The organism is Pseudomonas sp. FME51, from assembly GCF_014897305.1.
On record NZ_JABUYN010000013.1, the window covers coordinates 34,326 to 60,188 of the forward strand.

Sequence of the window (25,863 nt, forward strand, 5' to 3'; positions counted from 1 at the left end):
AACTCCGCAATGAATGTACAAGTATCAGCGAACATTGCCTTACATAAACCAGTACCAGAACTTTACCAACCAGGTGTAGGCATAACAGTACGCACCATTCTGGCAAGTGTATTAGCGGGCCAGGAACTTAATGAAGCGGACGCTATTACCTTATTCGGCACCGAGGGTGCTGAGTTGGATGCACTGACCGCCTGCGCTGACCAACTACGGCGTGCCAGTGTCGGCGATACGGTGACCTTCGTCATCAACCGCAATATCAACTACACCAATGTCTGCTACATGGGTTGTCGCTTCTGCAGTTTTGCCAAACGCAAGGGTGATCCGGATGCCGAGTTCTTTGATCTGGATGAAATTGTTGCGCGAGCCCAAGAGGCCTGGGACCGAGGCGCAACCGAAGTCTGTATCCAGGGCGGCTTGCACCCGGATATTCCCGGGCATTTCTATCGCGACATGCTCAAAGCGATAAAAGCCCAGCTGCCGGATATGCATATCCATGCGTTTTCACCCTTTGAAATCTGGTTCGGCGCGCGCAAAAGCAAGATGTCCTATGCCGAGTTTATCCAGGATCTGATTGATCACGGCCTGGGTTCAATGCCGGGCACCGCGGCAGAGATCCTCGACACCACCATCCGCAAGCAGTTGACCCGCGACAAACTGACCACCGAAGAATGGGTAGAGATTGTCAAAACCGCCCACAAGCTGGGGCTACCCACCACCTCCACCATCATGTACGGCCATATCGATGGCCCCGAACACTGGGCGGCGCACCTGGCCTTGTTGCGCGATATCCAGAAGGAAACCGGCGGCTTTACCGAGTTTGTGCCACTGGGGTTCATCCATCACAAAACGCCGCTGTACCTGGAGCACGCCGGTGTGCGACCCGGCCCCACTCGACTGGAGCATATCCGCATGCACGCCGTCGCCCGTCTCATGCTCAACGGCTGGATCGATAACATCCAGGCGTCCTGGGTCAAGCTGGGGCCGGAGCTGGCCCAGCAGATGCTCACCGCCGGGGTGAACGACCTGGGCGGCACCCTGATGAATGAAAGCATTTCCCGGGCGGCAGGCGCTGAACATGGCCAGGAAATGCATCCGGAGGGCTTCATTCAGATCATGCGCAACATGCGGCGCCAGCCGGTCCGGCGCAACACGCTGTACCGTCACATCACCGTTTACGATGCTCCCGAGGCCACGCCGGCCGCGCCACGCTATGCCGGAGCAGCGCTGTGAACAGTCGCCGGCCGCGTATCACCTTGCTCGCCGGCGGGGTCGGCGGTGCCAAGCTCGCGGTGGGTTTGGCATCCATTTGTGAGCCCGGCCAGCTCAGCATCATAGGCAACATTGCCGATGACCAGGAGTTTCACGGCCTGTGGGTATCCCCTGATATCGACACCCTGACTTACACTCTGGCCGGCCGGATCGACAGCGACAAAGGCTGGGGCCTGGCAGACGAAAGCAACCGTGTGCTCGATGGCCTGAAACGCCTGGGGGGTGACAGCTGGATGTATCTGGGTGATCAGGATATGGCGACCCATATCATGCGCACCGTCCTGCGCAAGCAGGGTATCCGCCCCAGCGTTATCGCCCAGCGGATTGCTGAGTCCTTCGGCATACAGAGCAATATCGTTTTGCCCACCGATGATCGCGTACAGACGCGGATCAGAACACCTCATGGCTGGCTGTCATTTCAGGAATACTTTGTCCGTGAACAATGTCAGCCCGAGATTCTGGAAATTCAGCTTGATGGCCTCGAGCGTGCCACGGTAACGGCGGAAGCCCTCGCCGCCATCCGTGAGGCAGACCTGCTGGTAATCGCCCCGAGCAACCCGATTGTCAGTATCGGGCCGATCCTGGCCATACCCGGCCTGGGCCAGGCATTTGCCCTGTCCAATGCGCTCAAGGTCGCGGTCTCTCCGTTGATTGGCGGTGCCACCGTCAAGGGTCCCGCCGACCGCATGCTCAGCGCCTGTGGTTACAGCTGCAATAACCTCGGGATTGCCGATTGTTATGCCGACCTGATTGACGGACTGATCATTGATCATCAGGACCGATCAGAGGCCGACGGCCTGAAAGCGCGCGGTATCGATGTCATGGTCACCCAGACCCTGATGCGAGATACCGCCGACAAAACACGTCTGGCCGGCGAGCTGTTGCAGTTCGCCCAAGGTCAACTTACAGAGGAGAAGCAGGCATGCTGATGAAAACTCTGGTAGTGATCCCGGTGCGGGATTTTGCTGATGCCAAATCCCGGCTGGAGCCATTATGCGGACCTAGTCGCCGGGCTGCACTGGCGCGCTGGTTATGCGAGCGCACCTTGACGTTTTTCCGTGACTGCATGCCCGAGCAGGATGTGCTGGTGGTCACCGCGTGCGACACCATTGCCCAGCTGGCCAGCAGTTATGGCGCGGCGGTCCTGCGTGAAAGCCATTCACGCGGCATGTCAGCGGCAGCGCAGCTGGCCGCCGAGTGGAGTTGTGCCCAAGGCTATGATTCGCAGCTCTTGATCCCCGCGGATATAGCCCAACTGGATGAAGCCGAGCTGCGCGCGCTGATCAATCACCCGCGACCGGTTCCGTCAGTACTGATCAGTCCGGCCCATGATCGCGGCACCAATGCCCTGCTGACCACGCCGCCGGACATCCTGCCCTTCCAGTTTGGCCTTCATTCAAGTGACCAGCACTGGAATACCGCACATCGCCGGGGCATCACCTGCAGCCTGATCCATCTCCCCAAGCTGCGCTTTGATATTGATACACCGGCTGACCTGGCCAACCTGCTCTGCCAATCCAACGAGCCGGACTGCACGGAACTCGACGCACCGTGGCAGCGTCAGCCAACACCGTCGTCGCCCGCCTACCGGCCCATGCCGAGCCAGGGAGTTCCCGCATGTTGAGCCAATCCAAGAGTCTGAGCATGACCGCCCTGGCCGGGATTGCCGATATTCTGCCCGGCGACGACCTGGCCGATATCCTGGTCAAGGCTATTCGCAGCAATGATGTCGTACTGAACGATGGCGACATTCTGGTCATCGCCCACAAGGTCGTCTCCAAGGCGGAAGGCCAGGTGGTGTCCCTGGACGGTATCGAGCCTGGTGAAGAGGCCCGGCAACTGGCGGCAGAGCTGAACAAGGATCCACGCAAGATCGAAGTGATTCTTCGTGAATCCCGCCGCGTGGTGCGGGCTTTCAAACACCCACAACAAGCCGAAGGCATTCTGATTGCCGAACACCGGCTGGGCTTTATCTGCGCCAACGCGGCGGTGGATGAATCCAACGTGGGCGAAGAAAACACCGTCATTCTGCTACCGAAGGACCCCGACAACAGCGCCAGGAGAATCTGCGCAGCGCTGGAAGGAACCTTCGACGTGCGCCTGGGTGTGGTGATCACCGACACCTTTGGCCGCCCCTGGCGGATGGGTCTGGTCAACGTCGCCATAGGTCTGGCCAATGTGCCTGCCCAAATCAGCCTGATCGGCGAGCAGGATGCCTTTGGCCGCGAACTGGCCGTCACCATCCCGGCCCTGGCCGATGAAATAGCTGCCGCTTCGGGCTTGCTGATGAGCAAGAACGGCAAAACACCCGCCATTCTTTTCCAGGGCGTGGATTGGGAGTCCGCCCCCAGCTCGGCAACTGACCTGATAAGACCACAAAAAGAGGATCTCTTCCGATGACCATTGCAATTCTAGGCGGTACCGGCCCACAAGGCCGGGGATTGGCTTTACGCTGGGCCCGCGCCGGCGTACCGGTGGCAATTGGCTCCCGCGATGCTGAACGGGCTAGCACCGCAGCGCAGGAACTCCAGGCCTTGCTGCCGGACTCGGCCGCCGCTATTCGCGGCATGGATATTCGCGATGCCGTGGGCGCAGCCGATGAGATAGTGATTCTGGCTGTGCCCTACGCAGCCCATGACGCCACGATCGAATCGATTGCCGAGCTGCTGCAGGACAAGATCCTGGTCGATATCGTCGTCCCCCTGGCGGAGGGCAATCCTCGTGCGGTGGCCATGCCGGCAGCCGGCTCGGCGACCGAAGCTGCCCAGCAACTGCTAGGCGAGGCGATCCCCGTTGTCGGCGCGCTGCATAACGTCTCCGCAGCCACTCTGAACAATCTGGATCACGCCATTAATTGCGATGTACTGGTCTGCGGTGACGCCATGCCAGCCAAGGACAAGGTCATTGAGCTGATCAATAAGATGGACATAGCCGCCTACGATTGCGGTCCAGCCAGCAGTGCCCGCTGTATCGAGGCCATTACGCCGATTCTGATACGCCTGAATATTTCCAAGAAAGTCCCTTTCACCCACGCAGGAATCCGTATCTGGGCGCCAGACGCCTGATGCAGCAATAAGTAATACCTACCGACATAGGAGAATAACAATGGAATTCGGTATCTGCTTTAAAGGTTTTGTCAGCCCCGAACGGGCCCGCAGCTTGGTCATACAGGCTGAAGAAGCCGGCTTCGCTTATTGCTGGTTCTATGACTCGCATATTCTGTGGCGCGAATGTTATCCCGCGATTGCCATGTGTATGGAGCACACCAAGAAGATGCGCTTTGCGCCGTGCGTCACCAACCCCAACGCCCGTGACTGGTCGTTGGCCGCCAGCCTGTTCGGCAGCCTGGCCAAGCAAAGCGGCGGGCGCTTCGATATCGGTCTGGGCCGGGGTGACAGTTCGGTCCGGGTGATGGGCAAGAAGCCTGCCTCACTGGCGCGTGTAGCTGAATTCACCACCAAGGTAAAAGCCATGATCCGGGGCGAAGAGGTGCTTTATGGTGAGTGCCCTGAGCCGGTCAAATTCCCCTGGGCTGATGGTTACGAATTGCCCGTGCATATCGGCGCCTATGGCCCCATGGCGCTGAAAACCGCAGGGGAAGTGGGCGACGGCGTCATCCTGCAGATTGGCGAACCGAGCATCGTCAAATGGCTAGCTGAGCAGAGCATCAATGCCGGTAAGGAAGCCGGTCGTGACATGGACAATTACAAGGTGATCGTCGCGGCCCCAGCCTATTTCGGTAGCCGGGATGAGTGCATCGAAGCCACCAAATGGTTCCCGGCCATGGTCGGCAACCATGTTGCCGACATCGTTGAAAAGTACGGCAGCGACAGCGGTACCGTACCCGCCAGCCTGACCGACTATATCGAAAAACGTAAGGGCTATGACTACTCCAAGCATGGTCAGAGCGATAACCCCTACCTGGACTTCATTACCCCAGACATTGTTGAAAGCTTCTGTGTGCTGGGTGAAGCCGAGCAGCATGTCAGCAAGCTCAATGAGCTCAAGGCGGCCGGGGCCACACAATTCAATATCTATCTGGATAATGGCGATGAGGAAAACATCATTGCCCAGTATGGCGCGCACATTATTCCCCGATTCCAGGCCTGAGCTGGCACCGGTGGTGAAACCACCACCGGTTTGACGAGGACCTGGCCCGCGCCAGAAGCAGTTGCCCGCTCTGTCGGGCATCTGCATTCCAAAAACAACAATGACCGAATGAGGCAATGACAATGCAGAACACCATGATCAACCAGCAACGGCTATGGCAAAGCTTGATGGACATGGGCGAGATTGGCGGCACGGAAAAAGGCGGTGTCTGTCGGCTGGCCTTGACCGACCTGGACAAGCAGGCACGTGATCTATTTGTGCAATGGTGCAAAGACGCCGGCTGCACCATTCGCATCGACAAGATGGGCAATATCTTCGCCCACCGCGCCGGACTGGATGACTCCCTGCCACCCGTGGTGATGGGCAGCCACCTGGATACCCAACCTACCGGCGGCAAGTTCGACGGTATCTACGGCGTACTGGCCGGCCTGGAAGTGATTCGCACCTTGAATGACCAGGGCATCGATACCCAAGCGCCCATTGAAGCCTCGGTATGGACCAACGAGGAAGGCTCACGCTTTCCACCGGCGATGGTGGCATCCGGGGTGTTTGCCGGCGTGTTTGAACTGGATTACGGTTTGAGCCGCGCGGACCTGGATGGCAAGACCATGGGTGAAGAGCTGGCGCGTATCGGCTATAACGGCCCCGACGATGTCGGTGGGCGCCCATTCAAGGCGTTCTTTGAGGCGCATATCGAGCAGGGCCCGATCCTCGAAGATGAGAAAAAACAGATTGGTGTGGTCACGGATGCGCAGGGTCAACGCTGGTATGAAATCACTCTGACCGGCCAGGAATCCCATGCTGGCCCCACCCCCATGAGCCGGCGGCGGGATGCCTTGGTCGGCGCCGCCCGGTTGATTGATCAGGTCAATAAAATCGGCCTCGCTCATCAACCGAACGCCTGCGCTACCGTCGGTCTGCTGCAGGTGTTTCCCAACTCGCGCAACGTAATTCCCGGGCAAGTGTTCTTTACCGTGGATTTCCGCCACCCCGATGCTGAGGTCCTGGCACAAATGGACCAGGCTCTGCGTGAAACAGCTGATTCCGTATCCACAGAGCTGGGATTGGAAATGGCCTTCGAGCAGATCTGGTACTCGCCACCCGTTCCCTTTGACGCCGACTGCGTTGCCCTGGTCCGCCAGGCAGCAACGGATTTTGGTTATAGCCATCGGGATATCGTCAGCGGCGCGGGGCATGATGCCTGCTATATCTCCCGCGTCGCCCCTACAGCCATGGTCTTTGTGCCTTGTGAGAATGGCATAAGTCACAACGAAGCGGAAAATGCGACGCCGGAAGATCTGGCCGCCGGCTGCAATGTGCTTTTCCAGGCAGTCGTGGCACGCGCCAACAGCTGAGTTGAGTGAGCGCCAGCTCCTGAAAGAGCAGACAGCCAGACTCTTTCAGGGCAACGGGTTACCTGGCGAGTCCGGTGCCTTTGAGAATGGTATGGGTAAGAAACTCCCCTGCCGCTTCAAAGTCGCCGGTATCCAGACTGTCTTTACGCAACACCAAAGCAATCTGGGAAGAAAAGTCAGCATAGGTCTGGGTCGTTGCCCAGATGGAAAAGAACAGGTGGTGAGGATCAATTGGGTCCATCAAGCCATCGGCAATCCATTCTTTAACCAAAGCGATATCGGCATCAAGTTTGGGCAACAGCTTTTGCAGTAGATAATCTTTGATATAAGGCGCGCCATTGATGATCTCATTGGCGAATATCTTGGAACCATTGGGCCGTAATTTTGAAAGTTCCAGCTTGCCCAGGATATAGCTGCTCAATTTGCTGGCTGGGTCATCGCCAGCCTGCTCGAACAAGGTCATTTTTTCGACCCAGAGATCAAGTACGTTTTTCAGCACATGGTGATACAGGTTTTCCTTGGACGGAAAATAATAAAGCATGTTCTGTTTGGACAACCCGGCTTGCTCGGCAATTGCTTCGATAGATGCACCGTTGTAGCCATATTGGGCAAATAGCGTTTCGGCAGCTTCCAGAATGCGGGCTTCCTGGGCTTTGCGGGCGCTTGAGCGCTTGCGGGGCTTGGCCGCGTCGTCATTTTCAGGGGCGCTTTCAGTCAAATGAAAGGGGGTTCGATCCAAGGGAGTACCTCTTGGTTGCGGTCTCGGGCCAGGTGGCTGGCAAGTAGCGTTGCTACCGGCGCTGTTGGTTCGTAAGGGGCGCGAGTATACACCTTGAGCCCTCTGGCAACTAGCGACCCCCGGCCCGAGGATGCACTTGTAAATGTTGTCGCATACCAATATCAGCAAACAGTCTATGTGCAAATTAACAATAAGAAACAAGTAACAGCGGGCACCCCGTAAGCCAACTAGAAAAACAACAACTAACAACCGCGCGCCGGGTTGCGCCCGGGAGGATAATAATGAAAGCACTGATTCTTGGTAGTGGCGTACTTGGTATAACCTGCGCCTGGTATCTGGCTAAAGCAGGCTATGAAGAGACGGTGCTCGACCGCCAACCTGGCCCAGGCCTGGAAACCAGCTTCGGCAATGCCGGCATGATTTCACCTGGTTACTCCGCGTGGGCGGCCCCCGGCGTTCCTCTCAAAGCCATCAAGTGGCTGCTGTCCGAGCATGCCCCCCCTGGCCATCCGCCCTACTGCCGATCCGCAGCAATATCGCTGGATGATGCAGATGCTGTCCAACTGTACCGAAGGCCGCTACGCCGTTAATAAAGAACGCATGATTCGTCTGGCCGAGTATAGCCGCGACTGTCTGATGCAACTGCGCGCCGATAGTGGCCTGAATTATGAACATCGCGAGCTGGGTACCTTGCAGCTGTTCCGTACCCAGAAACAGCTCGATGCCGCGGCCAAGGATATCGCGGTACTGGAGCGCTGCGGCGTGCCCTATCAGTTACCCAACCGAGCCGGCTGCAGATGGACAGTTTTGAGATAGAGCGTTACGCAAAATAAAAATAAGGAGCGCATGCATGAACATCCAATCACCGTATACCAATGTACTGATGAGTCAGGTCTTGATGCATCAGGACAGGGTTTATCTGACGGGCAGATTTGCCGATACCAGCCCGCTCGGCAACGATCTCAACGTGCAGGCTGGCAATACCCTGGCGGCGATCGAGAAACTCCTGATGGAAGCCGGCAGCGATAAAACCAGGCTGTTGTCCGCGACCATTTACCTGAAGAACATCAAGACTGACCTGGAGACCATGGACCGGATATGGGGCCAATGGCTGCCAGAAGGGACAGCGCCCATTCGCGCCATCCTGGAAGCCAAACAGGTCGAGCCTCATATTCTGGTGGAAATCGCCATGACCGCCGCTCTTTAACCGCGTCTTCTCGCAGCGTGGCATCCCAGGCCGCAGATGCGCATTCGCCTGGGCTGGCTGCCGCGCTCTGAAGTCGCTCGCCCCAAACCGATATTCTGGAATAAGACTATGCGTCCAGCCCATGCATTAATCGATCTTGGCGCTCTGCGTCATAACTACCAGTTGGCCAAGCAACTTTCGGGAAACAAAGCGTTGGCGGTCATAAAAGCCAACGCCTACGGCCATGGTGCCGTTCGTTGCGCTCAAGCGCTCTGTGCATCAGCGGATGGCTTTGCCGTCGCCTGTATAGAAGAAGCACTATTACTGCGCAATGCGGGTATTCAACAACCGATTCTATTGCTGGAAGGATGGTTTGACGCAGCGGAGCTGATGCTGATTCAGCAATATAATCTGTGGGTTGTCATTCATCATCATGGCCAGCTGCGCGACCTGGCTGAGGCCGATATCGAGCGCCCTTTGCATGTCTGGCTGAAGCTGGACACCGGCATGCACCGGGTGGGCTTCAAACCTGAAGAGTACGTGGAAATATGGAAGGCACTGCAAGCCAGTAGCAAAGTAGCCAGCCTGGTAAAGATGACCCATTTCTCCCGCGCCGACGAACCGGGCGGCGACACAACGCAGCATCAACTGCTGTGCTTCAATGAAACCACTGCCCATCTGGATGGCCCATCAAGCCTGTGCAATTCTCCCGGCGCCCTGGCCTGGCCACAGGCCCATGGGGATTGGCTACGACCAGGCATCATGCTGTACGGCGCCTCTCCCTTCAGCCTCGCCCAGAAAAGCGCCGCAAGGCTGAAACCGGTGATGCATTTGAATTCGCGAATTATTGCTGTGCACGATATTGCCAGCGGCGAGCCGGTCGGTTACGGCGCGCAGTTCATTGCCCAACGCCCCACCCGGATTGGGGTGGTCGCCATGGGCTATGCGGATGGGTATCCCCGGCACGCCAAAAGCGGGACGCCCGTTCTGGTGGACGGCCAGCGCGCGGCGCTGATCGGTCGGGTGTCCATGGATATGCTGACAGTCGATCTCACCGACTTGCCCGCCTGCGGTCTGGGCAGCGATGTGCAGCTTTGGGGTGACGGTGTGCCAGCCAGCGAGGTTGCCGACTGGGCTGACACAATCCCCTATCAGTTATTCTGCAATCTGAATCGTGTGCCGCGGCACTATCTTGGCTGAACACTCTCCTCGCTGAACATAAAAAAGCCGGATCATGACGATCCGGCTTTTTTGTCATTCTCCCTCAGGAAGGGAAAGAGAACTGCGCTCCTTCGCGCACCCCGGCTGATGGCCAGCGTTGGGTCACGGTTTTGCGCTTGGTGTAGAAGCGCACCGCATCCGGGCCGTAGGCATGCAGGTCGCCAAACAATGAACGCTTCCAGCCGCCAAAGCTGTGATAGGCCACCGGCACCGGCAGCGGTACGTTGATACCGACCATCCCCACCAGGATGTTGTCACTGAAATAGCGTGCCGCCTCACCGTCACGGGTAAAAATGCAGGTGCCATTGCCGTATTCATGGTCATCAATCAGCTGCATGGCTTCCTGCATGCTGTTGACACGCATGACCAATAGCACCGGACCAAAGATTTCTTCTTTATAGCAGGTCATTTCAGCGGTTACGTTATCAATCAGCGTTCCACCAACGTAAAAGCCCTTGTCATACCCTGCCACCGTCGGTTTGCGACCATCCACCACCAGCGTTGCGCCCTGCTGTTCGGCACTATTGATATAACCGATGACTTTTTCCTGGTGCGCCCGGGTGATGACCGGACCAAAGTCGTTAGTCTTGTCCGAGAAGGCACCCACCTTAAGGCTCTTCATCTGTTCGGTCATCTTGCTGATCAATGCGTCAGCTGCCTCATCGCCTACCGCCACAGCCACCGACAGCGCCATGCAACGCTCTCCGGATGAACCGAAGGCAGCGCCAACCAATGCTGATACGGCGTTATCCATATCGGCATCCGGCATCACGATGGCGTGGTTCTTGGCCCCGCCTAGCGCCTGACAGCGTTTGCCATTGGCGCTCGCCGTGGTGTAGATATATTCAGCGATGGGTGTCGAACCAACGAAGCTGACCCCCTGGATGCGCGCATCGGTCAGCAGCACATCCACTGCTTCCTTATCGCCATTGACCACATTCAACACACCCGGCGGCAGACCGGCTTCGTGCAGCAGCTCGGCAATAAACAGCACCGCTGACGGGTTACGTTCGGACGGCTTGAGTACAAAAGTATTACCGCAGACAATCGCCATGGGATACATCCACAGCGGGACCATTGCCGGGAAGTTGAATGGCGTAATACCTGCCACTACGCCCAGCGGCTGAAACTCGCTCCAGGAGTCGATCGCCGGACCGGCATTCTTGCTGAATTCGCCTTTCAACAACTCAGGAGCGCCACAGGCATATTCAACGTTTTCAATCCCCCGTTGCAGCTCGCCCATGGCGTCATGGGCGATCTTGCCGTGCTCCTCACCGATCAGGCGACAGATCTCATCTGCATTGCGTTCCAGCAATTCCTTGAAGCGGAACATGATCTTCGCGCGCTTGAGTGGTGGCGTGTTGCGCCAGGCAGGATAAGCAGCCTGTGCAGCGGCAATAGCGGCTTCGACGGTGGTTTTACTCGCTAGCGCCAACTGTTTTGATACCTCACCCGTTGACGGATTGAAAACGTCCTGGGTACGGCTGGATTGCGTATCAATAGTGCCATTGATCAAGTGTCCGATCGTCTTCATCGTCTCTTCTCTCTGCCTGTATTGTTAGCGGTATTATTCAGTCAAGTTCGTTGATGGCATCGCCGATGGCATTGATGACATTGTCAATTTCTTCACGCTCAACGATGAAGGGCATGCCTAATTGAATGGTGTCGCCGCCGTAGCGTACGTAGAAGCCTTTCTTCCAACACTTCATGGCAATCTCGTAAGTGCGGCGGGCCGGCTCACCGGGGTGATTCTCTATCTGCAGCGCGCCGGCCATCCCGTAGTTGCGGATGTCCGTGACGTAGCGGGTGCCTTTGAGACCGTGCAAGGCGTTTTCAAATATCGGGCTCATTTCCCTGACCCGATCAACCAGGCGGTCATTTTGCAGAATATCCAGCGAGGCCAACGCCGCAGCACAAGCTACCGGGTGACCGGAGTAGGTATAGCCATGCGGCAACTCGATCGCATATTCCGGGCCGCCCTGCTCCATGAAAGTCTGATAGATTTCGCGCTGTACGATCACCGCGCCCATCGGCACAGCACCATTGGTAAGCTGCTTGGCAACGTTCATCATGTCCGGGGTAACGCCGAACTCTTCCGCGCCGGTGTTGGCCCCCACGCGCCCGAAGCCGGTGATGACCTCGTCAAAAATCAGCAGAATCTCATGCTGATCACAGATCTCGCGCAGGCGTTGCAGATAACCTACCGGCGGCGGCAATACGCCGGCTGAACCGGCCATGGGCTCAACAATGACGGCGGCAATATTCGAGGCGTCATGCAGGGCAATCAGCTCCAGCAAATCCTCGGCACGTTCCACACCACGCTCGGGCATGCCACGGCTGAAGAGGTTTTCCTTGAGCAAGGTATGCGGCAGATGGTCCGCATCGATACCCTGGCCGAACAGTGCCCGGTTAGCGCCGATGCCGCCCAGGCTGATGCCGCCGAAGTTGACCCCGTGGTAGCCCTTGGCCCGGCCAATCAGCTTGGTCTTGGTCGGCTTGCCTTTTTTGCGCCAATAGGCCCGGGCGATTTTCAACGACGTATCCGCCGCATCAGATCCGGAGTTGGTATAAAACACATGATCGAGGCCTTGCGGCGTCAGCTGGGTAATCCGCTCGGCCAGTTCAAAGGCCTTGGGGTGACCAAACTGGAAAGCCGGAGCGTAATCCAGTTCACGCAATTGCTTGGTCACCGCTTCGGCAATCTCCGGACGGTTATGTCCAGCCCCACAACACCAGAGCCCAGAAAGACCGTCGAATATCTTGCGGCCATCAGCATCTATGTAATAACTGCCTTCGGCACCGACAACAATGCGTGGATCCGCTTTGAACTGGCGGTTTGCAGTATAGGGAAGCCAGTAGGCATCAAGCTGCTCGGGGGTCAGTCCGGCATGGCGCTGATTATTAAGATCAGACATAACATCACCCTTTGTGTACGTTGTTTGTGCAGCCAGTCTCGCCAGTAGCAAGCTAAAGTAAAACCCAAACTTATTTACCTTCATGCAAGCGTTTACTTAACTTACTTTGTGTCCTCCGTTATCCTGCCAGGAACCGGTTATCGAGGAAAACAAGATGAGAAACCGTAAGCTGGCAGTGCCTGGCCAAATCAGTGATACCGACCTGCGCTTGCTGCGTATTTTTCGCAAGGTGGTTGAATGCGGCGGTTTTTCCGCAGCCGAAGTCGAGCTGAATATCAGCCGAGCGGCGATCAGCATCGCCATGAATGAGTTGGAGGGCCGTCTTGCACTGCGTCTTTGCCAACGGGGCCGTAGCGGTTTTTCCCTGACCCAGGAAGGCGGCGAGGTGTACCAGGCTACCCTGCAGATGCTGGCTGCCATCGAAGGCTTCCGTACCCACGTGAACAGTTTGCATGACCACTTGAAGGGCGAGCTCAACATCGGGATCACCGACAGCTTGGTGACCATGCCGCAGATGCTGATCACCCAGGCATTGGGCGCGCTGAAGGACCGCGGCCCGGAGGTGCACATCAATATCCGGATGATTCCGCCCAATGATATAGAACTGGGTGTTCTGGACGGCCGCTTGCATGTGGGTATCATCCCTGACCTGAAATCCCTGCCTGGGCTGCATTACCGCCCGCTGTACGAAGAAGTCTCGCAGTTGTATTGCAGCTCAACCCATCCGCTGTACCACCATCCGGCATCGGAGCCGGTAACGCTCAGTGGTTGGGATGCGGTCCTGCCAGCCTATGCGCAAACGCCAAAAATCAAGGCATTGCACGAGCCACTCAAGGCCGCGGCATCAGCAACGGACCGCGAAGGGATTGCTTTTCTTATCCTGACTGGCCGCTATATCGGTTACCTACCCACCCACTACGCCGAACGCTGGGTGCGCGATGAAGCCATGCGGGCAATCGACCCGTTGGCCAACCGATACATCACCCATTATGGCGCCATTACCCGCAAAGGCGCGCCGCCGAACCTGGTGCTTGAGAGCTATCTGGAAGAACTCGATCGAGGGGTGAAATAGCTATCCGCTGACACCCTTCTGCGCAGGCCTGAGTGACCGCTTCGGTGTCCCCACCCGCTCAGATCACTCCGCGCCGGGCGCACTGCGGACAGCCCAAAAAACCCAGGCTACTAATTGCAGCGAGTTTTGACCGATTGGAAAAATAATCCTTGACCGTCTCAAATCTTGATTGTAGGTTTGCAAACAACAGTTATTAAATACGGTCATTTCCATCGCCTTAAACTTATAAGACAACGATGCAATCATCGTAAAGCCATACCCACTGATGCTTAGCCGTTATGGGTACTGGCACCCGTTCGTTGTACTGGCATTCGACTTAAAACATCTCGATCAGAGAGCAATAATAAGAGGATGAAATAATGTGCAGCCATCTTACTGGGTATTTCTCCATACCACTTTCAGATCATCCCCCCTCTATGTCAGCCGCCCGCAGCTTCTGACTTAGACACTCGTACCAAACCCACTACCCGCAACAACCAGGCAGAGCGCACTTAATTAGCGTTATTGAACTTTTAATAAGCGCCAGCGATATCAAATTGCAATACCCGTAAAAAAACGCTGAATACAGGCGTGCTAAATAAAAACAATAGAGTCGAGGCACCATGTAATGCACACCCAAACTGGTTCACTTCAGCACGATACCTCCTTGAGCAGCAGCCCAAGTGCAGACTTATGGAATGAAGATCTGGCACCCGCCAGAGAAGAAGACAAAACCTGGACCTGGCAAAGCATCTCCGGTCTGTGGGTTGGCATGGTCGTCTGCGTTCCGACCTACATGATGGCAGCTGGACTGGTAGCTGAAGGCATGTCCTGGTGGCAAGGGGTCTTAACTGTTCTGCTCGGCAACCTCATTGTGCTGGTGCCCATGATCGCCATCGGTCATGCGGGTACCAAACACGGCATTCCTTTCCCGGTTCTGCTGCGCTCCTCTTTCGGCACCGCAGGCGCCAAACTGCCGGCCATGCTGCGCGGGCTGGTTGCCTGCGGCTGGTTTGGTATCCAGACCTGGGTGGGCGGCTCGGCCATCTATATCATCATCAACATCATGACCGACAATGCCATTTCCGGCAGTGTTATCAGCTTTCTCGGCATAGATCCGGGGCAATTGGCCTGCTTCCTTCTATTCTGGGCCATGCACGTCGTTTTTATCGCCTATGGCACTGAATCCATCCGCTGGCTGGAAACCTACGCTGCCCCCTTCCTGATCGCCATGGGTCTTGCGCTGCTGGGCTGGGCTTATTTCAAGGCGGGCGGTTTTGGTGAAATGCTCTCGACACCCTCACAGTTTGTTGCCGGCGGTGCCCGGGAAGGGCAGTTCTGGGCCGTGTTCTGGCCAGGGCTGACCGCGATGGTAGGTTACTGGGCCACACTGGCTCTCAATATTCCCGATTTCACCCGTTTCGCCCGCAGCCAGAAAGACCAGTTCATCGGTCAGGCGCTGGGGCTTCCCCTGCCCATGGCGCTCTTCGCCTTCATCGGAGTAGCTGTTACCTCGGCGACCGTAGTGATTTATGGTCGAGCCATCTGGGACCCCGTTGAGCTGACCAGTCAGATGGGCGGCGTCGCCGTTGTCATCTCGCTGATCGCCCTGATCCTGGCCACCCTGACCACTAACCTCGCCGCCAACGTTGTCGCCCCGGCCAACGGCTTTTCCAACCTCAGCCCCAGCAAGATTTCATTCAAGATGGGCGGCTACCTGACCGCGGGTATCGGTATTGCGATCATGCCGTGGAAGCTGCTGGAGTCGACCAGCGCTTATATCTTCACCTGGCTGATTGGCTACTCTGCCCTGCTCGGCCCCGTGGCCGGCATCATGGTCGCTGACTACTTCATCATCCGCAAAACCAAGCTGAATCATCACGCGCTGTTCCGCAACAATGGCGAATACAGCTATCGCAACGGCTGGAACCCAGCAGCCATGATCGCCCTGGTGATCGGCGTGCTGCCAAATCTGCCGGGCTTTCTGCATGTCGCCGGCGCTGTCGATAACGTTCCCGTCGTATTCCAGGAAATTTATACCTACGCCTGGTTTGTCGGCCTGATGATCGCCGGCGGCGTCTATCTGATCCTCATGCGCAATAGCCTGAAGCCCGCATGAACCGGGTTACCTATCGAGCCGGAAGATACGTGCAATCGCCGGCTCGCCAAGATCTGCAAGGAGAATAAGACATGTCCGTACTCATCAAAAACGGTACCGTGGTCACCGCCGACAAGACCTATCGAGCCGACGTCTATTGCGACGCTGGGAAAATTGTTGCGATCGGCGAGAATCTGGATGCGCCCTCTACTGCGCAAGTGATAGATGCAGGCGGCCAGTATGTGATGCCCGGCGGCATCGACCCCCACACCCATATGCAACTGCCTTTCATGGGTACCGTAGCGAGTGATGACTTCTACTCCGGCACGGCCGCGGGGTTGGCTGGCGGCACCACCAGCATCATCGATTTCGTGATTCCGGCGCCGCAACAGTCCTTGCTCGAGGCTTATCATCAATGGCGCGACTGGGCCGCCAAAGCGGCAGCAGACTATACCTTCCACGTTGCCATTACCTGGTGGGACGACTCGGTACACGAGGAAATGGGCACGCTGGTGCGCGAGCACGGGGTCAACAGCTTCAAGCATTTCATGGCGTACAAGAATGCGATCATGGCGGACGATGAAACGCTGGTGAAAAGCTTCCGCCGGTCGGTCGAGCTGGGGGCAATGCCGACGGTCCACGCGGAGAATGGCGAGTTGGTCTATCAGTTGCAGCAGGAACTGCTCGCCAAGGGCATGACCGGCCCTGAAGCCCACCCGCTGTCGCGTCCGCCCGTTGTGGAGGCGGAAGCCGCCAACCGGGCCATCCATATTGCCCAGGCCATGAACGTGCCTATCTATATCGTGCATGTCTCCTGCAAAGAGTCACTGGAAGCCATTACCCGCGCTCGCAATAATGGCAATCGCGTCTACGGCGAGGTTCTGGCCGGTCATCTGGTGATTGACGACAGCGTTTATCGGCATCCCGACTTCGAGTTTGCCGCAGCCCACGTCATGAGCCCGCCCTTTCGGGCCAAAGAGCATCAGGAAGCGCTCTGGCAAGGCCTGCGCGGCGGCAATCTGCAAACCACCGCAACCGACCACTGCTGCTTCTGCGCCGACCAGAAAGCCGCTGGCAAGGATGACTTCACGCGTATCCCCAATGGCACCGCCGGTATTGAGGATCGCTTGGCAATCATGTGGGATGAAGGCGTTAACAAGGGCCGCCTGACCATGAACGAGTTCGTTGCGGTGACCTCAACCAATACTGCCAAGCTGTTCAACATGTACCCGCGCAAGGGCTCTATCTCCGTCGGCGCCGATGCGGACCTGGTGGTCTGGGATCCGGCTGGCACCCGCACTATCTCAGCCAAGACTCACCATCAGAATATCGACTTCAATATTTTTGAAGGCCGCACGGTAACCGGCATACCAAGCCACACACTGAGCCGCGGCAAGATCGTCTGGCGTGAAGGTGAGCTGCTTGCCGTCGAAGGCGCCGGCCAATACATACCCCGGCCAGCCTTTGGCCCGGTGTTTGATGCCATTGCCCGTGAAAACGAGTTGAATACGCCGCAACCCGTGGTACGCCAAGGCTAGCGATGGCAAAAAGCAGCCCCATGCGCAGACGAGGAAAATAAAGTGTGGATGTATCTACTCATGGCGTTGGCGGCGGGGGCTGTCTTACCGTTGCAAGCAGGCTTGAATGCACAGCTGGCGTTGAGCGCAGGGCATGCCTTGTGGGCATCATGTGTCTCCTTTGCGATCGGGCTGTTGTTACTGCTAGTCGTATGCATGACCGTTCGCTTACCGCGCCCTGCTTGGGGAGATCTCGCCTCGGTGCCCTTCTGGCAGTGGAGCGGGGGAATCATGGGTGCCTTTTTTGTTACTGCAATGGTTATGCTCAGCCCCCGGCTGGGTGCAGCGACCATGCTGGGAATGGTGCTGGTCGGGCAAATGACTGCTGCAGCCTTGATTGATCATTTCGGCCTCGCAGGATTTACCCCACATGCCCTCAGTATCGGGCGAGTAGCGGGTATCGCGTTATTGATTGCCGGAGGCATTCTCGTGCGCCAATTTTAGAGTTTATGGAACAGTGGAGGTGGGGGAAATGATTGATTTACTTATCCGTGGAGTCAATTTGACTTGCGGAGCGAAGAACGTAGACATCGCAATTGATAAAGGAAAAATTCTGGAGATTGCGCCGCATATCCAGACTCAGGCCCAAGAAGTACTCTGCCACCCAGGCTGCCTGGCCACCGCACCCTTTGTCGACAGTCATTTTCATATGGACTCTACCCTGAGCCTCGGCCAGCCGCGTCTCAACCAGAGTGGTACCTTGCTTGAAGGTATTACTGTCTGGAACGAGCTGAAGCCCGACCTGACTTTCGAGGCAATAAAGAAACGCGCCATAGAACTGTGCCACTGGTCAATCGCACGCGGCACCTTGGCGATACGCAGCCATGTAGATGTATCAGATGATAGCCTGATGGCTGTCGAAGCCCTGCTAGAAGTACGCAGCGAATTGAAACACCTGATCGATCTGCAGTTGGTAGCCTTTCCGCAGAACGGCTATTACCGCTCCCCCAATGCACAGCAGAACCTGCTCCGTGCCCTGGACTTAGGTGTCGATGTGGTTGGGGGCATACCCCACTTCGAGCGCACCCGCACAGAAGGTAATCGATCGATCACCGCCCTTTGTGAGTTAGCCGCGGATCGCGGCTTGTCCATCGATCTACACTGCGATGAGAGCGACGATCCGGACTCCCAACACGTCGAAACTCTCGCCTATGAGACCCAGCGTCTCGGCTTGCAGGAGCGAGCCACTGGCTCGCATCTCACCTCCATGCATTCCATGGATAATTACTACGTCAATAGCAAGCTTATTCCGCTCATTAGCGAAGCCGGCCTGCATGTAGTCGCCAACCCATTGATCAACATCACCCTGCAAGGTCGGCATGACAACTATCCCAAACGCCGTGGCATGACCCGAGTCAAGGAACTGCTCGCCGCAGGCGTCAACGTCGCCTTCGGTCATGACTGCGTTATGGATCCTTGGTACAGCCTCGGGTCACACGACATGCTCGATGTGGCTCACATGGGGCTGCACGTTGGTCAGTTGACCGGTATCGAAGAAATGAAAGCCGCCTTTGCCGCCGTCACCACCCACGGCGCCAAAGTACTCGGACTGGACGGCTATGGCCTGCAGCCCGGCAATCGCGCGGACCTGGTGATCTTGCAAGCCAGCAATCCAATTGAAGCCCTGCGCCTGCGTCCGGCCCGCTTGGAGGTGATCCGCAACGGCCAGGTCATTTGCCGCACGGCAGCCGCCGTCCCGCAACTGCTGAGCAATGGGCAGCCACGTAACATCAGTTTTATTCAAGATGTGTTCTGACTCACAGTAAGCCGTCCCCATAACAATAAAAAGAGACTGTATCCATGCCGAAGCCCGTAAAGCCCGCCCATGCCGGCGGCACCCATGATGATTACGCCTCCTCCATTGTGCCGCCAAGCTACCGCCGCGGCCTGATATCCATGTCCGCCGTCATGCTCGGCTTTACTTTCTTTGCCGCCAGTATGTGGACTGGCGGCAAGCTGGGCGAAGGCTTTCGCCTCTGGCCAGACCTGCTGATAGTGATTCTGGCCGGCAACCTGATCTTGGGCCTTTATGGCTCCTTGCTGGGGTATGCCGCAGCCAAGACCAATATCTCCACCCACCTGCTCGCCCAGTACTCCTTCGGCAAAACCGGCTCCAAAATGCCTTCTTTCATGCTGGCGGTTACCCAGATCGGCTGGTTCGGAGTGGGGTTGGCCATGCTCGCTCACCCGATCACCACTTTCCTTGGGGTCCCGTTTTTCTGGGTCATTATCATTGGCGGTTTGGCTATGACTTACACTGTGGCGGTCGGTTTTAAAGCCATCGAATGGTTGAGCATCATTGCCGTCCCCGCTATTTTGATTCTCGGTTTCACCTCAGTCGGCAAAGCAATTGTCGATACCGATGGGGGTATAAGGACTCTGCTGGATAATGTCCCGAGTTCGCCGCTCACCTTCTCGGTTGGGATTGCTCTCGCTGTCGGCTCCTTTATCAGCGGTGCCACCCTAACACCTGACTTTGTCCGCTTTGCCAAAAGCAGAAAGATCGGTGTCTGGGCTACCATTATCGGTTTCACTTTCGGCAACAGCCTGATGTTCTTTTTTGGCGCGATCGGCGCGATAGCCACCTCGCATGCCGATATTGCCGAAGTGCTAGCTATCCAGGGTTTGCTTGGCGGCGGCATGATTCTGCTCATACTGAATATATGGACTACCAATGATAATGCCCTCTATGCCTCTAGCCTTGGCCTGACCAATCTCACCGGATTAAAGCGGGTCCATCTGGTGTGGATCGCCGGCCTGGCCGGCACAGCCCTAGCCGACTTGCTCTATAATAACTTTGTCGGCTGGCTGACTTTTTTGAGCATCGCTCTGCCACCGATTGGTGGCGTCATCATCGGCGACTTCTACTTGCGGTATAAAACTCATTATCCAGACTTTGCCCTACACCAGTTCAAAAACATCAATTGGGCAGCGATGATTGCCTGGGCACTGGCCATTATCACCTCGCTGATGTCGCCAGAAACAGGACTGCTCAGCATAGCCCCCCTAAATGGCATTGTTTGCGCCGCTCTGATCTACGTCCTAGCGAGCAAACTACTATACCCCTCTACTTTTTTAGAGCCCATAGCGCCTAAACCTGACTGAGTCCACCCCCACCAATCACCTGGCCGCACCTAGTCTGCTTAATACTGCATTGAGTTCAGTCATTGTCAGCACTCATATGCGAAAAATGGTTCTGTCTCCGAAAACAGAAAGAGCGGAAAACAAACCGGCCTGCGAGCCGTTGATAATAAAAATAACTACTGGAATATTACTCATGAAGAAAAAAACCCTACCACTTCTACTTATGGGCGCCGGTCTCGTTTCTGGTTCAGTATGTGCGGAAGAACTTGTCCAATGGCACACCAACAGCCTGACCTATCTCTACGGGAAGAACTTCAAGGTAGACCCCTCAATCCAACAGACCTTCACCTTCGAACATGCCAGCGGCTGGAGCGTTGGTGATCTGTTTCTGTTCGTTGACCAGATCAACTTCAACGGCAAGGGAGCCAATGATGGGGATGATGATCGAACACTGTATGGTGAATTCTCCCCGCGCCTGTCCATCGGCAAGATCAGTGGCAGCAATCTGGCCTTCGGCCCTATCACTGACATCCTGATCTCGATGACCTACGAATTCGGTAAAGGCGACACGGAAGCATATCTGATCGGCCCTGCCATCGACCTGGCAATACCGGGGTTCGACTACTTCCAGCTCAACACCTATCTGCGTACCACCGATGGCGGGCGGCCTGGCGATAATGTCTGGCAGATCACCCCGGCCTGGAGCTATACCATCCCGGTGGGCCGGTCCGACCTGGTGATTGATGGCTTCATCGACTGGGTTGTGGACAATGACAAAAACAGTCGCGGCGAGTATCACGCCAACGTACATATCAACCCCCAGATCAAATACGACCTGGGCAAGGCCCTGGGCTGGCGAGAAAAGGTCTATGTGGGCATCGAGTATGATTACTGGAAGCATAAATTCGGTATTGAAGATGGTGGTTATGTCAGCGAACAGTTTGTCGGCGAAACCAATCAGAACACCGCGAGCCTGCTATTGAAGGCACACTTTTAGGCGGGATGTTTGCAACTTTTTCCGCCAGCCGGCCCAGCGCGCAGTAATGGCGAACTGGGCTGGCTTTTCGCCGCTGCAACTTGATAATCGGCCAGCCGGCACTATATAGACTCCATTGCCATCGCTGATCCGAGACCCCATGAGCCAAGCCAGCATCTTCGACGTTACCGCCGACACCTTCGATCACCTCGTGCTGAAACCCTCCTTCGACAAACCTGTGCTGGTGGATTTCTGGGCGCCCTGGTGCGTGCCCTGCAAGGCGTTGCTGCCGGCCCTGCTGAATATTACCGCCAGTCACGCCGGCAAGCTGATGTTGGCCAAGGTCAACTGCGACGAGCAAGCCGCGCTGACCGAGCGCTTCGGTATCCGCAGCCTGCCGACTGTGGTGCTGTTCAGAAACGGGCAGCCGGTGGATGGCTTTGCCGGTATCCAGCCTGAAAGCGATATTCGCGCGGCGCTCGAACCTCATTTTTTAACAACCGCTGGTAAACAGCTGGGCCAAGCACGCTGACATTCCCAGAGACGTGTTCAGAGTGACAGGTACCGCTTGACCCTGAGAAATAGCGTTATAAGATAACGTTTAAATATTCTGCAGGATCGCCCGCTCCATGTCCCCACCCGTGATACAGCTTGAACACGCCACCTTCGCATGGCCCGGCCAACCAACGCTACTGGATATCGACACCTTCACTTTGCAGCCCGGCGAACGGGTGTTCCTCAAGGGTCCCTCCGGCAGCGGCAAGACGACCTTGTTGAGCCTGCTCGGTGGTGTGCAGTTGCCGGCGCATGGGTATATCCGCCTGCTTGGCCAGGATCTGGCGGGCCTGTCCAGCTCGGCACGCGATCGATTTCGTGCCGACCACAGCGGCTATATATTCCAGATGTTCAATCTGTTGCCCTACCTGTCGATTACCGAGAACATCGCCTTGCCCTGCCACTTCTCGCGCCTGCGCCAGCAGCGCGCAATAGAACGTCATGGCTCGGTGGCGGCGGCGGCAGCCGACCTGCTGCAACAGTTGGGTCTGAGTCAATCCGCGCTGTGCGACAAACCCGTGGCCGAACTGTCCATCGGTCAGCAACAACGCGTCGCCGCCGCCCGGGCATTGATCGGTAGCCCGGAATTGATCATTGCCGACGAGCCGACATCGGCACTGGATGCCGATACCCGCGAAGCCTTTCTCCAATTGCTGTTTGCTGAATGTAAGGCGGTGGGCAGCAGCCTGCTGTTTGTCAGTCATGACGCTGCGCTGGAGTCGCTGTTCGATCGTAGCCTGAATATGAACGAACTCAATCGTGCCAGCACCAGGGAGACCACATGATATATCTGTTGCGCATGGCCTTCCGCAGCCTGGCCAATCGACGTTTTTCCGCACTGCTGACCATCTTGACCATCGCCTTGAGCGTGACCCTGTTACTGGGGGTGGAGAAGGTTCGTACCGAGGCCCGCGCCAGCTTTGCCGGAACCATTTCCGGCACCGACCTGATCGTCGGTCCGCGTACCGGTTCGGTGCAACTGCTGTTGTATTCGGTATTTCGCATCGGCAATCCGACCAGCACCATGGCCTGGGAGAGTTTCCAGAAAATCACCGCCCATCCGCGGGTGGATTGGGCGATCCCGATTTCCCTGGGTGATTCGCACCGCGGTTATGCGGTGCTCGGCACCAGTGCGGATTACTTCACCCATTTTCGCCATGGCCGCGACCGTCAACTCAGCTTCACCGACGGACAGCCGTTCGATGATCTGTACGACGCGGTCATCGGCGCGGATGTCGCCCGCGAGCAAGGCTATGCTCTGGGCGACGAGCTGGTACTCGGGCACGGCACCGGTTCGGTGAGCTTTATCAAGCACGATGACCACCCGTTCCGGGTCAGCGGCATTCTCGCGCGCACCGGTACGCCGGTGGATCGCACCCTGCATATCAGCCTGGCGGGCCAGGAGGCGGTGCATGCGGACTGGCATCATGGGCGGTCCGCAGCCGCCGCCCATAACGACCATAACGACCATAACGACCATGCTCATCATGGGCATGAGCATGGGCACGCCGACAACCACGATCTCACCCCGACCACCATCAATGCCGCGCTGCTCGGCCTAACCAACCGTGTCGCCGCCTTCACGGTACAGCGCGATATCAACCGCTTCCCCGACGAGCCACTGATGGCCATCATGCCCGGCGTTGCCCTGCAGGAACTCTGGAGCCTGCTCGGCGTAGCGGAAAAGGCCCTGTTCATCGTCTCGGTGTTCGTCGTACTCACCGGGCTGGTCGGCATGCTCACCGCCATTCTCGCCAGCCTCAACGAACGGCGCCGAGAAATGGCCATCCTGCGCTCGGTCGGCGCCCGGCCGCGGCATGTATTCAGTTTGCTGTTGCTGGAGGCTGCCAGCCTGTCAGCATTGGGTATATTGCTGGGGCTGGGCTTGATGTATCTGGCACTGTGGCTGGCGCAGCCATTGATTCTGTCGCAGTATGGCCTGTTTATCCCGCTGACAGCGCCGGGCTCACGAGACTGGAGTCTGCTGGGTCTTATTCTGGCAGCGGGGATCGTCATGGGATGCGTGCCGGCATGGCGCGCTTACCGTCAATCGCTGGTCGATGGATTGTCGATTCGCACGTGAGGACAGGGAAGATGCGCTCAGGCTGGATACTCTTGAACGGTTGCCTGCTGATGCTGGCGGCCATGACCGCCGGCGCAGCTCAGGAAATCACCTGGGGTGAACTGTTGCCGGAGGGCGTCAGGATGGAAGCGCCGCAACCGATGCATGACCTGTCTCAGCTCGGCAACCTGGACGAAACGTTCGGCGATCCGGCGGTGCAACAGCAACCGCTGGCGCCGGTCGTGGCTGCCATGGATGGACGCAGCATCAGGCTACCGGGGTATATCGTACCGCTGGGCCTGAGCGATGAAGGACAGGTGGAAGAGTTTTTGCTGGTGCCCTATTTCGGCGCTTGCATCCATGTACCGCCGCCGCCCTCGAACCAGATCGTGCATGTGATCAGCGCCACCGGCATCGAGCTGCGGCAGTTGTATCAGCCGTTCTGGATCAGCGGCGTGCTCCGCGTCGAGCACATGCACAGTGAATTGGTGGACGCGGGCTATCGCATCAACAATGCCAGCGTGGAGCCATATCAGGGTTTCTGATCGCCGGCTCAGCTGTTGTCTTCCATCGCCGACCGGGCATAGCCTTCCCACTGCCGGATCAGCTGACGTTGTTGACTGCTGGCGCCGCTCTGGGCTCGCTTGAGGGTAGTCAGCAGATCCGACCACTGGCCATCTTCCAACTGGATATTGGCCAGCCGCAACCAATGATCGGAGCGACCGCTGCCGTTGGCCACAGCGACCCAGGCCTCACGCGCCCGGTTGCGATCACGGGCCAGGGTCCAGAGCTGCGCCAGCCGCTCCTGCCGTGCCGCATCGGTGGGCAACAGTTTCTGCGCCATCAGCTCTTCCAGCAGGCGCGCCGCCTGCCAGGGCGCACCGGCGTTGACCTGCAACGCTACCATGTTGTCCAGATCGGCCTGGGTCAGGCCAACACCGGCCTCGTGGGCCAGCCGCAGAGTGGCGGCCGCCGCCGGCTGCTTGCCGGCCTGGCTCTGCAGCCCCGCCAGTTGGCGCCAGTGCTCTCGGTTCTGTGGCGCGCGCTTGAGCAATACCTTCTGCCATTGGGCGGCACTGTCATAGCGCTCCTGCTGATAATTCATGCCCACCAGCAATTGATACCAGATATCCGCCGCGCCGGAATCCGCCCGCACTACCTGCTCCGCCAGTGGAATGGCCTTGGCGTACTGGCGGGTCTGGCTGTAACACTGGACCAGCAGCTGCTTCTGCTCCAATGACAGGGCACCACCCGCCTGCGCGCGCTCCAACAGTCGGGCAGCCTCGCCATACTGACCTTCAACCGCCAGCAACTGGGCCAGATTGAGCTGATCCTGGCGAGCCGCTGGCGCATCCAACTTGTCGTGGGCCAGTGCCTTGCGCAGCCAGTCGACTGCCTGCCCGTTCTGCTTGGCGGCAATGGCGACATAACCCAGTCGCTGCTGGATCAGCGCCAGCTCCAGGCTGCCCGCCTCGACGCTGTCCAAAGCCTGATTCAACGCCGTCCGCGCCTTACCCAGATCACCACTCTGCTGCGCCTTCTGCGCCGCCGTCAGGGCTTGGAATACCACCGGATTGATAGCCTGTTGGGCCATCACCAGTCCCGGAACCAATAACAGCGTCAGACCCAATGCCGCACTACGATAGAGGTTTGCGACGCCCATGG

General features: G+C 57.4%; 23 protein-coding genes and 2 pseudogenes. 21 read left to right on the plus strand and 4 right to left on the minus strand.

The window, feature by feature from the left end:
• Positions 1–9 precede the first annotated feature (9 nt).
• From cofH to INT39_RS18635, 7 genes are all read left to right on the plus strand, one after another.
• Complete coding sequence (gene cofH / locus INT39_RS18605; RefSeq protein WP_193075498.1) at positions 10–1,230, plus strand: 5-amino-6-(D-ribitylamino)uracil--L-tyrosine 4-hydroxyphenyl transferase CofH; 1,221 nt, start codon at positions 10–12, stop codon at positions 1,228–1,230.
• Complete coding sequence (cofD, locus tag INT39_RS18610; RefSeq protein WP_193075499.1) at positions 1,227–2,198, plus strand: 2-phospho-L-lactate transferase; 972 nt, start codon at positions 1,227–1,229, stop codon at positions 2,196–2,198. The genes cofH and cofD overlap by 4 nt, the downstream gene beginning before the upstream one ends.
• Complete coding sequence (gene cofC, locus INT39_RS18615; protein WP_193075500.1) at positions 2,192–2,893, plus strand: 2-phospho-L-lactate guanylyltransferase; 702 nt, start codon at positions 2,192–2,194, stop codon at positions 2,891–2,893. The genes cofD and cofC overlap by 7 nt, the downstream gene beginning before the upstream one ends.
• Positions 2,887–3,669 carry a coenzyme F420-0:L-glutamate ligase gene (gene cofE / locus INT39_RS18620; protein ID WP_193075501.1) on the plus strand — a complete coding sequence of 261 codons (783 nt, stop codon included), beginning with the start codon at positions 2,887–2,889 and terminating at the stop codon, positions 3,667–3,669. Before cofC ends, cofE begins: the two co-directional genes overlap by 7 nt.
• Positions 3,666–4,334, plus strand: coding sequence for an NADPH-dependent F420 reductase (gene npdG, locus INT39_RS18625; protein ID WP_193075502.1), 669 nt, complete (start codon positions 3,666–3,668; stop codon positions 4,332–4,334). The genes cofE and npdG overlap by 4 nt, the downstream gene beginning before the upstream one ends.
• Before the next feature lie 40 nt (positions 4,335–4,374).
• Entirely contained in the window at positions 4,375–5,379 is a 1,005-nt protein-coding gene (locus INT39_RS18630; protein ID WP_193075503.1) for a TIGR03842 family LLM class F420-dependent oxidoreductase, read from the plus strand.
• Positions 5,380–5,501: 122 nt separating this feature from the next.
• Positions 5,502–6,734, plus strand: coding sequence for a Zn-dependent hydrolase (locus INT39_RS18635; protein WP_193075504.1), 1,233 nt, complete (start codon positions 5,502–5,504; stop codon positions 6,732–6,734).
• A gap of 58 nt (positions 6,735–6,792) precedes the next feature.
• Here the strand turns inward: INT39_RS18635 and INT39_RS18640 are convergent, their stop codons facing one another.
• A complete protein-coding gene (locus tag INT39_RS18640) occupies positions 6,793–7,473 on the minus strand; it encodes a TetR family transcriptional regulator C-terminal domain-containing protein (protein ID WP_226944890.1) in 681 nt (226 codons plus the stop codon).
• A 281-nt stretch (positions 7,474–7,754) separates the two neighbouring features.
• On the opposite strand from INT39_RS18640, the pseudogene INT39_RS18645 reads away from it, so the two are divergent.
• From INT39_RS18645 to alr, 3 genes and pseudogenes are all read left to right on the plus strand, one after another.
• Positions 7,755–8,265 (plus strand): annotated as a pseudogene (locus tag INT39_RS18645) (FAD-dependent oxidoreductase); the annotation flags it as partial.
• 58 nt (positions 8,266–8,323) lie between these two features.
• On the plus strand, positions 8,324–8,680 hold the full coding sequence (locus INT39_RS18650) for a RidA family protein (protein ID WP_193075505.1): 357 nt from the start codon (positions 8,324–8,326) through the stop codon (positions 8,678–8,680).
• Between the two features lie 108 nt (positions 8,681–8,788).
• A complete protein-coding gene (gene alr, locus INT39_RS18655; RefSeq protein ID WP_193075506.1) occupies positions 8,789–9,859 on the plus strand; it encodes an alanine racemase in 1,071 nt (356 codons plus the stop codon).
• 64 nt (positions 9,860–9,923) lie between these two features.
• Here the strand turns inward: alr and INT39_RS18660 are convergent, their stop codons facing one another.
• Together INT39_RS18660 and INT39_RS18665 are read right to left on the minus strand one after the other, a co-directional pair.
• On the minus strand, positions 9,924–11,414 hold the full coding sequence (locus tag INT39_RS18660; RefSeq protein ID WP_193075507.1) for a CoA-acylating methylmalonate-semialdehyde dehydrogenase: 1,491 nt from the start codon (positions 11,412–11,414) through the stop codon (positions 9,924–9,926).
• Between the two features lie 37 nt (positions 11,415–11,451).
• Positions 11,452–12,795 carry an aspartate aminotransferase family protein gene (locus tag INT39_RS18665; RefSeq protein WP_193075508.1) on the minus strand — a complete coding sequence of 448 codons (1,344 nt, stop codon included), beginning with the start codon at positions 12,793–12,795 and terminating at the stop codon, positions 11,452–11,454.
• A gap of 154 nt (positions 12,796–12,949) precedes the next feature.
• Between INT39_RS18665 and INT39_RS18670 the strand changes: the two genes are divergently transcribed.
• The 11 genes and pseudogenes from INT39_RS18670 (at position 12,950) to INT39_RS18720 (ending at position 24,743) form a co-directional block, all read left to right on the plus strand.
• A complete protein-coding gene (locus tag INT39_RS18670; RefSeq protein ID WP_193075509.1) occupies positions 12,950–13,867 on the plus strand; it encodes a LysR family transcriptional regulator in 918 nt (305 codons plus the stop codon).
• Between the two features lie 607 nt (positions 13,868–14,474).
• Complete coding sequence (locus tag INT39_RS18675; protein ID WP_193075510.1) at positions 14,475–15,965, plus strand: NCS1 family nucleobase:cation symporter-1; 1,491 nt, start codon at positions 14,475–14,477, stop codon at positions 15,963–15,965.
• Positions 15,966–16,036: 71 nt separating this feature from the next.
• Positions 16,037–17,482, plus strand: coding sequence for a dihydropyrimidinase (hydA, locus tag INT39_RS18680; protein ID WP_193075511.1), 1,446 nt, complete (start codon positions 16,037–16,039; stop codon positions 17,480–17,482).
• Between the two features lie 48 nt (positions 17,483–17,530).
• A complete protein-coding gene (locus INT39_RS18685; RefSeq protein ID WP_226944897.1) occupies positions 17,531–17,965 on the plus strand; it encodes a DMT family transporter in 435 nt (144 codons plus the stop codon).
• 28 nt (positions 17,966–17,993) lie between these two features.
• Positions 17,994–19,277: an amidohydrolase family protein gene (locus tag INT39_RS18690; RefSeq protein ID WP_193075513.1), complete on the plus strand. Its 1,284-nt coding sequence runs from the start codon at positions 17,994–17,996 to the stop codon at positions 19,275–19,277.
• A gap of 44 nt (positions 19,278–19,321) precedes the next feature.
• Complete coding sequence (gene codB / locus INT39_RS18695) at positions 19,322–20,626, plus strand: cytosine permease (RefSeq protein WP_193075514.1); 1,305 nt, start codon at positions 19,322–19,324, stop codon at positions 20,624–20,626.
• Positions 20,627–20,798: 172 nt separating this feature from the next.
• Positions 20,799–21,602 (plus strand): outer membrane protein OmpK, encoded by an 804-nt coding sequence (locus INT39_RS18700; protein ID WP_193075515.1) that lies wholly within the window; start codon positions 20,799–20,801, stop codon positions 21,600–21,602.
• Positions 21,603–21,741: 139 nt separating this feature from the next.
• Positions 21,742–22,071: pseudogene (gene trxA / locus INT39_RS18705) on the plus strand (thioredoxin); the annotation flags it as partial.
• Between the two features lie 139 nt (positions 22,072–22,210).
• On the plus strand, positions 22,211–22,921 hold the full coding sequence (locus INT39_RS18710; RefSeq protein ID WP_193075517.1) for an ABC transporter ATP-binding protein: 711 nt from the start codon (positions 22,211–22,213) through the stop codon (positions 22,919–22,921).
• Positions 22,921–24,219 carry an ABC transporter permease gene (locus INT39_RS18715; protein WP_193075567.1) on the plus strand — a complete coding sequence of 433 codons (1,299 nt, stop codon included), beginning with the start codon at positions 22,921–22,923 and terminating at the stop codon, positions 24,217–24,219. Before INT39_RS18710 ends, INT39_RS18715 begins: the two co-directional genes overlap by 1 nt.
• A gap of 11 nt (positions 24,220–24,230) precedes the next feature.
• Positions 24,231–24,743, plus strand: coding sequence for a DUF3299 domain-containing protein (locus tag INT39_RS18720; RefSeq protein ID WP_193075518.1), 513 nt, complete (start codon positions 24,231–24,233; stop codon positions 24,741–24,743).
• A gap of 8 nt (positions 24,744–24,751) precedes the next feature.
• Here INT39_RS18720 and INT39_RS18725 read toward each other — a convergent pair whose 3' ends face one another.
• Positions 24,752–25,861, minus strand: coding sequence for a tetratricopeptide repeat protein (locus tag INT39_RS18725; protein WP_193075519.1), 1,110 nt, complete (start codon positions 25,859–25,861; stop codon positions 24,752–24,754).
• Between the last annotated feature and the right edge of the window lie 2 nt (positions 25,862–25,863).

Excerpts from the sequence above, each read along its gene's own strand:
- cofH (WP_193075498.1), top strand. The coding sequence starts at position 10 with ATGAATGTACAAGTATCAGCGAACATTGCCTTACATAAACCAGTACCA.
- cofC (WP_193075500.1), top strand. The coding sequence starts at position 2,192 with ATGCTGATGAAAACTCTGGTAGTGATCCCGGTGCGGGATTTTGCTGAT.
- cofE (WP_193075501.1), top strand. The coding sequence starts at position 2,887 with ATGTTGAGCCAATCCAAGAGTCTGAGCATGACCGCCCTGGCCGGGATT.
- npdG (WP_193075502.1), top strand. The coding sequence starts at position 3,666 with ATGACCATTGCAATTCTAGGCGGTACCGGCCCACAAGGCCGGGGATTG.
- INT39_RS18630 (WP_193075503.1), top strand. The coding sequence starts at position 4,375 with ATGGAATTCGGTATCTGCTTTAAAGGTTTTGTCAGCCCCGAACGGGCC.
- INT39_RS18635 (WP_193075504.1), top strand. The coding sequence starts at position 5,502 with ATGCAGAACACCATGATCAACCAGCAACGGCTATGGCAAAGCTTGATG.
- INT39_RS18650 (WP_193075505.1), top strand. The coding sequence starts at position 8,324 with ATGAACATCCAATCACCGTATACCAATGTACTGATGAGTCAGGTCTTG.
- alr (WP_193075506.1), top strand. The coding sequence starts at position 8,789 with ATGCGTCCAGCCCATGCATTAATCGATCTTGGCGCTCTGCGTCATAAC.
- INT39_RS18660 (WP_193075507.1), bottom strand. The coding sequence starts at position 11,414 with ATGAAGACGATCGGACACTTGATCAATGGCACTATTGATACGCAATCC.
- INT39_RS18665 (WP_193075508.1), bottom strand. The coding sequence starts at position 12,795 with ATGTCTGATCTTAATAATCAGCGCCATGCCGGACTGACCCCCGAGCAG.
- INT39_RS18670 (WP_193075509.1), top strand. The coding sequence starts at position 12,950 with ATGAGAAACCGTAAGCTGGCAGTGCCTGGCCAAATCAGTGATACCGAC.
- INT39_RS18675 (WP_193075510.1), top strand. The coding sequence starts at position 14,475 with ATGCACACCCAAACTGGTTCACTTCAGCACGATACCTCCTTGAGCAGC.
- hydA (WP_193075511.1), top strand. The coding sequence starts at position 16,037 with ATGTCCGTACTCATCAAAAACGGTACCGTGGTCACCGCCGACAAGACC.
- INT39_RS18685 (WP_226944897.1), top strand. The coding sequence starts at position 17,531 with ATGTATCTACTCATGGCGTTGGCGGCGGGGGCTGTCTTACCGTTGCAA.
- INT39_RS18690 (WP_193075513.1), top strand. The coding sequence starts at position 17,994 with ATGATTGATTTACTTATCCGTGGAGTCAATTTGACTTGCGGAGCGAAG.
- codB (WP_193075514.1), top strand. The coding sequence starts at position 19,322 with ATGCCGAAGCCCGTAAAGCCCGCCCATGCCGGCGGCACCCATGATGAT.
- INT39_RS18700 (WP_193075515.1), top strand. The coding sequence starts at position 20,799 with ATGAAGAAAAAAACCCTACCACTTCTACTTATGGGCGCCGGTCTCGTT.
- INT39_RS18710 (WP_193075517.1), top strand. The coding sequence starts at position 22,211 with ATGTCCCCACCCGTGATACAGCTTGAACACGCCACCTTCGCATGGCCC.
- INT39_RS18720 (WP_193075518.1), top strand. The coding sequence starts at position 24,231 with ATGCGCTCAGGCTGGATACTCTTGAACGGTTGCCTGCTGATGCTGGCG.
- INT39_RS18725 (WP_193075519.1), bottom strand. The coding sequence starts at position 25,861 with ATGGGCGTCGCAAACCTCTATCGTAGTGCGGCATTGGGTCTGACGCTG.